We start from the raw sequence: 12,246 nt of genomic DNA on the forward strand, positions 1-12,246 counted from the left end.
TGAGTCAATCGACGCCTAGCGCATGATCAGCAGGACGTACACCCCCAGCGCCATCAGGAACGCATAATAGGATTTGATTCGCGTCAGGCTCAGCAGCCACGCCAACGCCACCGGCAGGATCCATGGCATGGCCGCCAGGTGCTGGCTGGCCAAAGGATAGAGTGAGACCGCCAGCAGGCTGACGAGCATCGCCACCGATGTGTATTTTCCCAGACGATCGATGAAAGCGCGGGCAGTTGCCGAAAGCCGTTCGACATCGACAGCCAGCGGCAGCAAGCGGCAGACGATCGAAACCAGCGCGCAAATCAGTACGTACAGCCAGAAAGTACCAGGTTCAATCATAGACATAGCTCGTCAGAACGGTGATGGCGAGCACCAGCAGCAAGCTGACCTCGCCCAGCCACAGCAAGCTCGCGGCGGTGGCCAGGCCGGCAATCCATTGCGCATGGAAGTTGTGACGGTCGCGGGCCATCTTGCCAAGCGAAGCGCTGATGAAAATCGCGATTACTACACTGACGTGATCCATCACTGCGTTGTCGGCCACGCTGGCGAAGCAATACCCGACCACGGTGCCAAGCAGGGCGGCGGCGTACAGCAGAAAGCACACGGTGTTGGCATACGGGCGGCTGATCGGTTGCTGATCCTTGCGGATCGACATCAACGTGAAAGCCGCATTTGCCATCACCGCCAGGGCGGGGACGAACGCTTTGACCGGGCCCTGGAGGCTGGATTTCAGGCTCAGTGTGAAGACCAGAAAACGCAAGTTGATACTCAGCGCCGAGACCAGCACGCCAAAGGCGTTAAGCAGGTGCGCGGGGGTTTCCAGCAGCGTCAGTTGCAACGGCGAGGCCATTACCGTACCGCTGAAAACCACCATGGCCGGAAGATCCAGACCATGGCGGCGCCCGAGCATGCCGATCAGGGTGAAGGTCAGCAGCAGCGAGAAGACGAACGGTAGCGCATCGCGGATACCGGTCGCGATCTCGCTGCGCGACGCCGGTTTTGCCAGGTTCGACTCAACCAGCATGAGTGCTGTGCCGCGAGCCGGCCAGCAATTGCTCTACGCCGTTCTTGTAGGCCAGGGCTTTTTCCAGGTAGTACTCGGTGGAGAAGCGCGGAATGAACTCCTCCACCACGGCCACACCCCGATAGCCGTTGACCGCGAAGCGATTGAGCACATCGCTCAGGCGCAAGTTGCCTTCGCCAATCGGCAGATGTTGATGGTGGGTGTTGTTGAGGTCGGCAATGTGCAGATGCCGGGTAACCGGCGCCAGATCGGCAATGGCTTTGAACAGGCTTTCACCATACGGCAGCAGTGAGCACAGATGCGTCACGTCGATGGTCACGAAGCACCCGGTCTCCTTGTGAAAGCGCAGGTGTTCCTCGACGGTGAAGACCGGGAATTTCGGCCGCTGACCGCCCATGTTCTCCAAGCACAGGGCGATGCCATCGGTGTTGCAGCGCTTGGTCACCTCGTTGATCGCTACTATCAGGTTGTCCAGCAGTTCGCCGTTTTCCAGTTGATCTTTGTAGCCGGGATGAAAAGTGACGCTGGTGGCGCCGGCCTCGTGGGAAAACTCCACGGCGGCACTCAGGCAGTCCACCGCTTGGGCACGTTCGGTCAAATCCGGGGAGCACAGGTTGTACTGGCGACCCCACCATCCGGCGTGGACGGTCAGCGTGATGCCATTGTGTTCGGCGAAGCTGTGGATTTTCCCGGCAAGCTCAGAGCGGTCTTCGGCGCTCAGCGACCAGAAGGTTTTTTCGGCGTCTTCGCCGATCTCGAACTCGACCGCTTGGAAATGTCTGGCCAGATCGGTGATCGAACCCAGGATGTCTGCAGGGTTGTCGTAGACATTGGTGGAAAAGGAGATCATCGGGAAGTGAGCGCTGATCGGGCCTTCGATGTGATATAGCGGGTCTTTACGGGTCATTGCGCTGGTCCTTGCGTAGTGAACTCTGGGTGGGTGATCGCGGCGTTGAAGTCCGCCGGGTCGTCGGCGTCGCTGCAGCCCAGCAGCGTGTAGCCGTGGCGGTCTGCGGAACGGCTGATGCTCTGGCCGAACTTGTCGGGGTTGAGGTTCACGCGTAATGCAAACGGGTGTTGCAGCAGGCGTGCCTGGAGCTGTTGCGGATCGGCGGTCGGGGCCGCCTCGATGTAGCGGATCGCCATTTTGGCGTAGGTTTTCTCGGGCGTCGGCAGTGACGTGCCGGCCATCGCGGCGATGGTGCTGGCTGCCAAATGCACCCCCGTGGTTTTCCAGACCATCTCCCAGATCTGGTCACCGCCGAAGCGGGTCTGGGTTTCGATGAATTGCAGGCGTGAACCGTCCAGCTTGATTTCCGTGTGGGCCGGGCCCCAGCGGTTGCCCATTCGCCCGAGCAGCCACAGCACCGCTTCTTCGATCTGCGCGGCGGTTTTCTCGTCGAGCCCGGCAGGAAAGTCATGCCCGGTTTCGACATAACCGGGGGCACCGCTGGTGTATTTGCGCGTGATGCCGAGAATCCGGTGCTGGCCATCCAGGCTGAGGGATTCAACGCTGTATTCGTCGCCGCTGGCGAAGGCCTCGATCAGATTGTTTCCCTCCAGCGAGAGGTGTTCGACATCCTCGGGCCTGTCTATGGCATAGACGCCCTGACTGCCCGAACCGTTGACGGGTTTGACGATGGCCGGGCCATGGCGCAGCACGAAAGCGCGAGCCTCGGCACCATGGTTGATAGCGGCAGTGGGCAACTCGTAGCGACTGCCTTTGAGCAATTGGCGAAACAGCAGCTTGTCGCGACTGACTTCCACACTGCGCAGGTTGTTGTGGACGATGCCCAGACGTTCGCCCAAGCGTGACGCGGGCAGCAGGCCCAGTTCCGAAAACGAAACCACGGCATCGAATGGCGATTGCCGGTGCAGCCGTTCTACCATCGTGCTGTAGGCCGGCAGATCGGCGATGTCAGGCGTCAGCACTAGCGTTGCGCGCTCGCGCTGATAGTCAGATAACTCGCCGGGTTGCTGGACGAGAGTAAATCGAAACTGCCGCGCAGTATCCCAATCCAGTCCCGAATCACGCCCGCCGATGAGCAGAATGTGTTTGGTGTTCGCCGCCGTGGGCTGCTCGCCGTAGACATCAATGTCGCTGACGGCGAGCAAGGATTGTCGCAGGCGGGCGGTGTCGGGTTGCCTGAACTCGATGTACAGGTAGTTCTGAAAACCGTTGCTGACCGGTCCGATGGCTTCGCCCGGAGTGACGTAGGCGTACCAACGCTGGAAACCTGGCAAGCGGCAGATCCGGTCGGCGCCGTGCAGTCCGTCATAGAGCCGGTCTGTGCGGGCAAAAGGGGTGGCGATGCCGAACGCATCCGGCGCTTCGCTGGCGCTGGGCAGAGGCTCGGCGGACAGCGCGCGGTGGTAGCAGACATCCAGCGCCAGCCCCCAGGCTTGACGAATCACATGAATCCGGCTGCCGCCGGGGCGTGCGCCTACTTCGAGGACTCTTGGCCCGCGGGGGGTGAGAATGAACTCGACATGGGCAAACGTGCCTTTGAGCGCTAACGCTTTCACGGCGTCATGGGCCAGACGATGGCAACGCTCCTTCAGCGCTGCGTCGGGCTCCAGCAGCGACGGCGTGTAGCGGGCGAAATGGTGAAAGTCACCGCGATCGATATCGACGCCGGCAATCACATCGACGATCGGAAAACTGCTGATCGTGCCATCGGCGGCAATCGTGCAATCGATGGAGTGGTTGGAACCCTGGAGAAATTCCTCCAGCAGCAGTTGATCGGTTTCGCGGCTTTTGCCCGCCACATAGCGCTGCAGCGCCGGCCATTCATGACGGGCGTAGTCGAGCAGATCCTGCTGATCGTCGATGCAGCGTACGAACAGGCTGCTGTAAAGGTTCGCTGGCTTCAGGATGAACGGGTAGGGCAACTCGCCCGGGCGCGCCAGCAGGTCGTCGATACGAACCTGGCGAGAGACCACGTGCAGATCCAGGTTGCGCGACTGTTGGAAGCATTGGCGTTGCAGCACCTTGTCCAGCGTGTTTTCCACGTTACGGTGCAAGTGGGCCAGCGCCGGCAGCGCCGCACACAGCCGCCCCGTGATCGCGACATAGCCTTCACGGAAATTCAGGACACTGGTGAAGCCATGCTCGTCCAGCAACTGCTGCGTCAGCTGGATCAGATCCGCGGTCAGCCCTCTGGAAAAGTCATACAGCGCCACCGGCGAGATCTGTTTCGCATCGGCGATCTTGCTGGTTTTGCGACTATCGGCAATCAGCAAAGGGGTGATGCCCTCGGCAATCAGGCCCTCGTATTCTCCGTCACGAATATTGCCGATGATCAGGCAGGCCGCTGCACTCATTAGTCAACCTCCTGATCGAAGCTGTAGTGGACCCGGTTCAGGCGCTGGCAAATGTGAGCCAGACGAATCCGGTCCACGCCGTTGGCGCCACCGCTCAAGACATTGCGAATGATGTGCGCCAAGGCATCCAGGTCTTCGCTGCTGATGCCCAGACGAGTGATTTCCTGAAGGCCGAAGCGCAGGCAGTCGCGGCCATTGATCTGTTTATTGTTGATCCGGATCCCCAGTTCATTGAGCTGCTGCGCCGCTTGCCGGGCCCGTTCGCCTTCGAGCAACAGCAGGTGCGTGTCGGAGGGGTGCAGCGTCCAGCCCGGCAGGTCGGCGAGTGCGTCGTGCAACTGGCGAGTATTGGCGCACATGCGTTGGGCGTAGGCCTGGCCGTAGCGCTGGGTTTCCAGCAGGCTGACGAACAGTTGCAGCAGACCGGGCAGATTGGGCGAGGACACCAGCGCACCACTGAGCGTTTGCTCGATCCGCTGGGCCAGATCGGCACGCCGGCAGACGATCAGTGCCCGGTGCGGACCTGCCAGGGATTTGTGGGTGTTGCCTTGAAGAATATCCGCCCCCTCGTCAAGCGGGTTGGGAAAGACCTTCCCGGCGATGAGGCCCAGAGTGTGCGACGCATCGTAGATGATCAGTGTCCGCTCAAAGCCCCGGTGGTTCAGCAGCGCGCGCAGTGGTTTAAGGGCGATTGCCCGTGTGGTCAGACCATGGTCGAGCAGTACGGCTGCCGGTTGTACACCACACGCCTGGAGTTGCCGATCAACGTCCCCGAGATCAATTTGTCCGTCAGCCGTCAGTTTCAAAAAGACGCTGTGCCGGCCCATCTTCTGCACCAGAGGCCCGGTTGCGAAATGCCCGCCGCTTTCGGGCGCCAGTGATAATACGCAGTCGCCCGGCTCGGTCAGGGCGGCCAGCACGCTCAGCGTGCAGTGCACGCCGGAGAGCACGCGGTATTCGACGAACGGCGCGTTGAACATCGCCTGCACGGCTTGGGTCGCCAAAGCCTTTAATGTTTCGACTTCGGGGAAGTGTTCGACCTGCATGCCATTGAATTCGGCGGCATAGCATTGACCGTCAATGGCCTGTGCATTGAACAAGTAACGCTCGTAATGGCGATTCTGTCCTAGCGTGCGTGCAGTCTCGGACAATATGTTTTCATTGGCGGTCAGCGATAGTGTGGAAGTTCTTCGTGCGCACGCCTGTTGAAACTGTTCAATGATGAAGTTATGCGCGAGTGGGGTACTGACTGAAAGTGCATGAGTCGAATGATTCATTAGTAGTCCGCCAGGTCGAAGTCGATAATCAACATATCGCGACTGCCGCGATCCGAATTAATGCTCGATGTTTGCAGTGGGGAAACTTCATGCAGAAGTATTCGGTCATTCAAGACGACGGTTTCCAGATAGTCAGTCAAAGTTGCACTGAATACTTGGCCACCTTCTTCATCAAATATCCGGCTTTCACCACCGATGACATGCTGACGTTGAATCAGGTGTTGAAAGACAAAATCGTGCCCGTCGCGATGTCTGCCCTCAGGAGTGGCCTGGCCAGCATTGCCTTGATCGCAGAGGATACGGAACTGATGGCAGGTCACGAGCCAGTCGCGCGGCCCCAGCGCCATGTCCAGCAGTGCCAGGTCGGCGGCCAGCAGTGTCTGCAGAATCGGGGAGTCAATAAACGTCGCCTCGCAGCGGGTGTAGGTGCGCTGCACCCCGCCCAACAGCGGGTTGTCGGTCTCGGCTTGAAAAAAGTGGCAGTCTTGCAGCGCCGTCCACTGGCGTTCCCGTTGGCGATACTGGAACTTGCAGATGCGTCGTTCGCGAAGACCGTTCTCTGCGCTGAGATACGCATCGGTATGCAAATGCTCCCAGGTCGCATTGAATGCCCGGCATGCTTCGCGTCCCAGCAGCGCAACATCCAATGCTGGATAGTGGGCACTGTGCGCATAGTGGCAATTGCGCAGTAGTTCGGAAAGTTCCTTTAGTCCGGCATCACTTGAAAGCCGTAACGCGTTACCGGCACTCATGTTTTGGATACCCATGGGTGCAGGAAAGAAACAGGCAGGATCAAATACTGATAATAATCAGCCATGCAAGAAATCCTTTCTTGAGAGACTCATAGTCCTTGTGCGAACTCATCGTTCATATCTTGTATTGATTTATCAATTTGGTTTTTGTAAAGATATGTAATCGAATGCGCGCAGCCGCTCTATTTCAGGGTTTAACCCGGTGGTAATTTTTTAATTTAACGGATAGGGCATGTAAGACATAACTTACAACTACTTCTTAAGTGAGAAGTGTTCGCGATCATTAGATGAAAAAGTCGCTGTCCTTATAACCACAATGATCCAGACGTTGACCCGCCTGCCATGCATGCGTAGCCTTGCGCATTCGAGGTTCTCCGGCGTGTGCCGGAGCTAAGAAGGGAACGCGGTCAATGCCGCGGCTGCCCCCGCAACTGTGAACGGTGATGTTCGCTGCCACGCCACTGCCAGCTCAACTTATGAGCCCGCGGGAAGGCGCAGCCAACGCCAGGCCCAGCGCCTGAACACCGTCAGCCAGGAGACCTGCCTCGTCACAGATTCTCACTACAACCGGGCGGGGTGATCCGGTGGCGAACTCTCCAGGCACGCGCGCGCGTTGCCGGTTCTCGTCCCGTATGCCCGCCGCTTGCCAAAGGGCATACCGATGAAAACACTGGCCAAACTCCCCGTCACCATCGTCACCGGCTTCCTCGGCTCGGGCAAGACCACGCTGCTGCGCCACATGCTCGACAACGCGCAGGGCCGTCGTATCGCGGTGATCGTCAACGAGTTTGGCGAGTTGGGCATTGACGGTGAAATCCTCAAGCAGTGCACCATCGGTTGCACGGAAGAAGAAGCCACCGGCCGCGTTTATGAGCTGGCCAACGGCTGCCTGTGCTGCACCGTTCAGGAAGAGTTCTTCCCGGTGATGCGTGAACTGGTTGCCCGTCGCGGCGATCTCGACCATATCCTTATCGAAACCTCGGGCCTGGCCCTGCCAAAACCGCTGGTACAAGCCTTCCAGTGGCCGGAAATCCGCAGCGCCTGCACCGTTGATGCGGTGATCACCGTGGTCGACAGCCCGGCCGTCGCTGCTGGCACTTTCGCCGCGTTCCCGGATCAGGTTGATGCCCAGCGCAAACTCGATCCGAACCTCGACCACGAATCGCCACTGCACGAACTGTTCGCCGATCAACTGGCCAGCGCCGACCTGGTGATCCTCAACAAGGCCGACCAGACCAGCGCGGAAGATCTCGCTCGTGTCCGCGCTGAAGTCGCCGAAGAACTGCCGCCAGCGGTGAAAATCATCGAAGCCAGCAACGGCCGTCTGCCGCTGGACGTGCTGATCGGCCTCGGCGCCGGTTCCGAGGAGCACATCGATAGCCGCCACAGCCATCATGATCACCACCACGGTGAAGGCGATGACGACCACGATGACCACGATCACGACGCCTTCGATTCGATCTCCATCGAACTGCCACAAGCCGACGAAAGCCTGCTGCTCGACGCCCTGACGCAACTGGTGGTCAAGCACGGCATCCTGCGCATCAAAGGTTTCGCCGCTATCCCGAACAAGCCAATGCGTCTGCTGATCCAGGGCGTGGGTACGCGTTTCGACAAGCATTTCGACCGTCAGTGGGGCGCTGATGAAGCGCGCGTCACGCGGCTGGTGTTGATCGGTCAGGAACTCGACGCCGCGCAACTCGAAGCGCAACTGCGCGCTGCGCTCAGCGTTTAAGCCATGCACCTGCTCAGGACTCAGCCCGGCGGTTTCGTCTCGGATGACAACATTGCCGACCTTGGCCAAACCCCCGCCGAGCTGGTGATCCTGTGCAGCGGCGACTCCAGTCTCGCGCTGCTCGCCGAAGCCGCGCAGCAGTTGCCGGAAGATTACCCGAGCCTGCGTCTGGCCAACCCGATGCAGGTGCAGAACCATGCTTCGGTCGATCTGTACGTCGACGAAGTGCTGCGCCACGCCAAGGTGATCCTGATCTCGCTGCACGGCGGCATCGCCTATTGGCGCTACGGCGTCGAGCGTCTGATCGAACTGTCCGAGCGCGGTGTGCAGGTGATTCTGGTGCCGGGCGATGACCGTCCTGATCCGGAACTCAGCGACCTGAGCACCGTCAACGCTGTGGATCGTGATCGCCTCTGGCAATTCCTGCGCCAGGGCGGCCTGGGCAATGCGCTGGACTTTTTCCGCTGCCTCGCCAACCGTTGGCTGGCTCGTGATTACGTCTGGGAAGAACCGCAGGCGCTGCCGCGCACGGCGATTTACCACCCGAATAAAACCAGCGCCGCACTGAGTGACTGGCAAGCCGATTGGCTGCCTGCACATCCGGTCGCGGCGGTGTTGTTTTACCGCTCGCATCTACAAGCGGCGAACACCGCGTTCATCGATGTGTTCTGCCAGCGCTTGCAAGCGGCGGGGCTGAATCCGCTGCCGATCGCGGTGGCCAGTCTGAAAGAACCCGGCTGCCTTACGGTGGTCGAGGACTGGCTGGACGAGGTTGAGGCAGGGGTGATTCTCAACACCACCGGGTTCGCTCAATCCAGCCCGGAAGCGCCGCATCTGCGACCGTTTCGCCGCAATATCCCGGTGATCCAGGCAATCTGCGCGCAGGACAACGAGCCCGGCTGGCGCGACAGCGAGCAAGGCCTGGGGCCACGGGATCTGGCCATGCACATTGCCTTGCCGGAACTCGACGGGCGCATCATCAGCCGGCCGATCAGTTTCAAGGATCTGGCTTGGCGCAGTGAGCGCAGTCAGTCCGATGTCGTCTGCTACCGCGCGCAACCTGAGCGCATGGATTTCGTCGCTGAACTGGCGCGGCGCTGGATTGATCTGGCGCAAGTACCAAATGGCGAAAAACGCATCGCATTGATCCTCGCCAACTATCCGACCCGTGATGGGCGCATCGGCAACGGTGTCGGGCTCGACACGCCGGCGGCGGCGCTGAACATCCTGCGTGCATTGCAGGCTGAGGGATATCCGCTCTCCGCTGAACTGCCGAATAGCGGCACCGAGTTGATCGAGCAATTGCTCGGTGGCGTCAGCAACGATCTCGACACCATTGATCTGCGTCCGTGCCAGCAAAGCCTGGCGATGGACGCTTATCTAACGATGTTCAACGCGCTGCCCGAGGCCAATCGCAGCGCTGTGATCGAACGCTGGGGCACGCCGCAAAACGACCCGATGTGCCGCGATGGGAGGATGATGATCGCCGGTCTGCGCTTCGGCCTGACCTTCGTCGGTATTCAGCCGGCGCGCGGTTATCAGGTCGACCCGAGCGCGGTCTATCACGACCCCGATCTGGTGCCGCCGCACGCTTATCTGGCGTTCTATTTCTGGTTGCGCAACACCTACGGTGCCCACGGCGTGATTCACGTTGGCAAACACGGCAACCTCGAATGGCTGCCAGGCAAAGGCGTCGGTCTTTCGGAGAACTGCTGGCCGGATGCGTTGCTCGGTCCGCTGCCGAATATCTATCCGTTTATCGTCAACGATCCGGGGGAGGGCGCGCAGGCCAAACGGCGCACGCAAGCGGTGATTATCGATCACCTGATGCCGCCGCTGACCCGTGCCGAAACCTACGGGCCGTTGCGCAATCTGGAGCTGCTGGCCGACGAGTATTACGAAGCGCAGCTGCTTGATCCGCGCCGCGCCCGTGAACTGCAGCGCGACATTCTGCTATTGGTCCGCGAGACGCAGATCGACCGCGAACTGCAACTCGATGCCGCGCTGGACAGTTATGCCGACGCGGCGATCTGGTTGCCGCGCCTGGATACGTATTTGTGTGATTTGAAGGAATCGCAGATTCGCGATGGCTTGCACATTTTTGGCGAGTCACTGACGGGGCGTCTGCGGATCGATACGTTGCTGGCGCTGCTACGGATTCCGCGCGGAGACGGGAAGGGCGCACAGTCGAGTCTGCTGAGAGCACTGGCCAAAGCATTCGAACTCGGTTTCGATCCGCTCGATTGCGCACTAGCCGATCCATGGACCGGTCTTCGCCCGCCAGAGCTGCAATCGCAAAGCGATGAAGTCTGGCGTAGCGCCGGCGATACCCGCGAACGCCTCGAACTTTTCGCTTCGGACCTAATCTCCCAAACACTACAAATCCCCTGTAGGAGTGAGCCTGCTCGCGATGGCGGTGTGTCAGCCAACATTGAGTCCACTGACACACCGCCATCGCGAGCAGGCTCACTCCTACAAGGACCGCGTTGGGTGGAGGTCAGTGCAATCCTTGACCATCTGCGCGAAGTCGTCGCCCCACGCCTCGATGCCTGCGGCCCCGCCGAAATGCGCGGCCTGCTCGACGCCCTCAGCGGTCGCTTCGTCCCCGCCGGCCCCAGCGGTGCACCCAGCCGTGGTCGCCTTGACGTGCTGCCCACCGGCCGCAACTTTTACTCGGTCGACGTGCGCAACCTGCCGACCACCACCGCGTGGCGCATCGGTTTCCAGTCGGCGACGTTGATTCTGGAACGGCACCTGCAAGACCACGGCGATCACCTGCGCCAGCTCGGATTGTCCGTGTGGGGCACCGCGACCATGCGCACTGGTGGCGACGACATCGCCCAGGCCATGGCACTGATGGGCGTGCGTCCGGTGTGGGCCACTGGCAGTCAGCGCGTTGATGATTTCGAGATTCTGCCGCTGAGCCTGCTTGATCGTCCGCGCGTCGATGTCACGCTGCGAGTTTCCGGGTTTTTTCGGGATGCCTTCGCCAACCTGATTCGCCTGTTCGACGCCGCCGTGCAAGCAGTGGCAGCGCTGGACGAGCCGGACGACCTCAACCCGCTGGCCGCGAAAGTGCGTGCCGAGCGCGAGGCGCTGCGGCAATCGGGCCTCGATGAGGACACCGCGCGGCGTCAGGCCGGATGGCGGATCTTCGGCGCCAAACCCGGCGCGTACGGCGCAGGCGTGCAGGGCGCCATCGACGGTCGCTTGTGGCAGAGCCGTGAAGATCTCGCTGAGGTTTATCTGAACTGGGGCGCGTACGCCTATGGCGGTGCTGATGAGGGCACCGCTGCGCGCGAGCAGTTCGTTCAGCGCCTGAGTCAGGTACAAGCGGTGCTGCAGAATCAGGACAACCGCGAGCACGACCTGCTCGATTCCAATGATTACTACCAGTTCCAGGGCGGCATGCTCGCTGCCGTGGAAAGCTTGCGCGGCGAAGCGGCGGCGAGTTATCACGGCGATCACAGTCAACCGGATCTGCCGAAGATTCGCACCTTGAAAGAAGAGCTGAACCGGGTGATTCGCTCACGAGCGGTCAATCCGAAATGGATCGACGGGGTCAAGCGCCACGGCTATAAAGGCGCGTTCGAAATGGCCGCGACGGTTGATAACCTGTTCGCGTTCGATGCGACGACGCAGTTGATCGATGATCACCAGTACGCTTTGCTGGCCGATGCTTATCTGCTGGATCCGGCAACGCGGGAATTTGTTCGCGAGCACAATCCGCATGCGCTGCGGGACATGACCGAGCGCCTGCTTGAGGCACAGCAGCGGGGGATGTGGCAGGAGCCTGGGGCTTATAAGGAAGCGCTGGAGAATCTGCTGCTGGATATTGAGGAAGATATGTAACCGGCCAAAAGCTACCCTCACCCCAGCCCTCTCCCGGAGGGAGAGGGAGCCGATTTGCGTTGCTGTCGAAGTCTGAGTTCGGCCCGACGTATCAGGTCGACGGAATTCGAAAGAACACCTAGGTCAGTTCCCTCTCCCCAAGGGAGTAAGGGGGTAAGGGAGCCGATTTGTGTTGGCTTTGGAGGCTGAGTTCAACTCGATAATTCAGGTCGGCGCAACTTGCAAGAACACCGCAATCAGTTCCCTCTCCCCCTGGGAGAGGGCTAGGGTGAGGGCCAC

General features: G+C 60.4%; 8 protein-coding genes and 1 riboswitch. Of the genes, 2 read left to right on the plus strand and 6 right to left on the minus strand.

The features are described 5' to 3' along the window. Positions 1 to 15: 15 nt before the first annotated feature. From HU754_RS13140 to HU754_RS13165, 6 genes are read right to left on the minus strand one after another with little or no spacing between them, the layout of a single operon-like run. Positions 16 to 342: a hypothetical protein gene (locus HU754_RS13140; RefSeq protein WP_093430893.1), complete on the minus strand. Its 327-nt coding sequence runs from the start codon at positions 340 to 342 to the stop codon at positions 16 to 18. Continuing rightward, the gene (locus HU754_RS13145) at positions 335 to 1,027 is read right to left on the minus strand and encodes an AzlC family ABC transporter permease (RefSeq protein WP_186624546.1); all 693 of its coding nucleotides are present in this window, start codon (positions 1,025 to 1,027) and stop codon (positions 335 to 337) included. The genes HU754_RS13140 and HU754_RS13145 overlap by 8 nt, the downstream gene beginning before the upstream one ends. Then, on the minus strand, positions 1,017 to 1,934 hold the full coding sequence (locus tag HU754_RS13150) for a sugar phosphate isomerase/epimerase family protein (protein ID WP_186624547.1): 918 nt from the start codon (positions 1,932 to 1,934) through the stop codon (positions 1,017 to 1,019). The genes HU754_RS13145 and HU754_RS13150 overlap by 11 nt, the downstream gene beginning before the upstream one ends. Continuing rightward, positions 1,931 to 4,351 (minus strand): ATP-grasp domain-containing protein, encoded by a 2,421-nt coding sequence (locus HU754_RS13155; RefSeq protein ID WP_186624548.1) that lies wholly within the window; start codon positions 4,349 to 4,351, stop codon positions 1,931 to 1,933. The genes HU754_RS13150 and HU754_RS13155 overlap by 4 nt, the downstream gene beginning before the upstream one ends. Further along, positions 4,351 to 5,628: a hypothetical protein gene (locus HU754_RS13160; RefSeq protein ID WP_099756447.1), complete on the minus strand. Its 1,278-nt coding sequence runs from the start codon at positions 5,626 to 5,628 to the stop codon at positions 4,351 to 4,353. Before HU754_RS13160 ends, HU754_RS13155 begins: the two co-directional genes overlap by 1 nt. Further along, on the minus strand, positions 5,628 to 6,380 hold the full coding sequence (locus HU754_RS13165; protein ID WP_186624549.1) for a 2OG-Fe dioxygenase family protein: 753 nt from the start codon (positions 6,378 to 6,380) through the stop codon (positions 5,628 to 5,630). Before HU754_RS13165 ends, HU754_RS13160 begins: the two co-directional genes overlap by 1 nt. A 350-nt stretch (positions 6,381 to 6,730) precedes the next feature. Next, positions 6,731 to 6,942, plus strand: a riboswitch (cobalamin riboswitch). A gap of 99 nt (positions 6,943 to 7,041) precedes the next feature. On the opposite strand from HU754_RS13165, the gene cobW reads away from it, so the two are divergent. Together cobW and cobN are read left to right on the plus strand one after the other, a co-directional pair. Next, on the plus strand, positions 7,042 to 8,115 hold the full coding sequence (cobW, locus tag HU754_RS13170) for a cobalamin biosynthesis protein CobW (protein WP_225919979.1): 1,074 nt from the start codon (positions 7,042 to 7,044) through the stop codon (positions 8,113 to 8,115). Between the two features lie 3 nt (positions 8,116 to 8,118). Beyond that, positions 8,119 to 11,967 (plus strand): cobaltochelatase subunit CobN, encoded by a 3,849-nt coding sequence (gene cobN / locus HU754_RS13175; protein ID WP_186624551.1) that lies wholly within the window; start codon positions 8,119 to 8,121, stop codon positions 11,965 to 11,967. The last annotated feature ends 279 nt before the right edge of the window (positions 11,968 to 12,246 follow it).

Origin of the sequence: Pseudomonas zeae (assembly GCF_014268485.2) — a bacterium.
In the GTDB taxonomy this organism is placed as follows: Bacteria; Pseudomonadota; Gammaproteobacteria; order Pseudomonadales; family Pseudomonadaceae; genus Aquipseudomonas; species Aquipseudomonas neuropathica.

Excerpts from the sequence above, each read along its gene's own strand:
- HU754_RS13140 (WP_093430893.1), bottom strand. The coding sequence starts at position 342 with ATGATTGAACCTGGTACTTTCTGGCTGTACGTACTGATTTGCGCGCTG.
- HU754_RS13145 (WP_186624546.1), bottom strand. The coding sequence starts at position 1,027 with ATGCTGGTTGAGTCGAACCTGGCAAAACCGGCGTCGCGCAGCGAGATC.
- HU754_RS13150 (WP_186624547.1), bottom strand. The coding sequence starts at position 1,934 with ATGACCCGTAAAGACCCGCTATATCACATCGAAGGCCCGATCAGCGCT.
- HU754_RS13155 (WP_186624548.1), bottom strand. The coding sequence starts at position 4,351 with ATGAGTGCAGCGGCCTGCCTGATCATCGGCAATATTCGTGACGGAGAA.
- HU754_RS13160 (WP_099756447.1), bottom strand. The coding sequence starts at position 5,628 with ATGAATCATTCGACTCATGCACTTTCAGTCAGTACCCCACTCGCGCAT.
- HU754_RS13165 (WP_186624549.1), bottom strand. The coding sequence starts at position 6,380 with ATGAGTGCCGGTAACGCGTTACGGCTTTCAAGTGATGCCGGACTAAAG.
- cobW (WP_225919979.1), top strand. The coding sequence starts at position 7,042 with ATGAAAACACTGGCCAAACTCCCCGTCACCATCGTCACCGGCTTCCTC.
- cobN (WP_186624551.1), top strand. The coding sequence starts at position 8,119 with ATGCACCTGCTCAGGACTCAGCCCGGCGGTTTCGTCTCGGATGACAAC.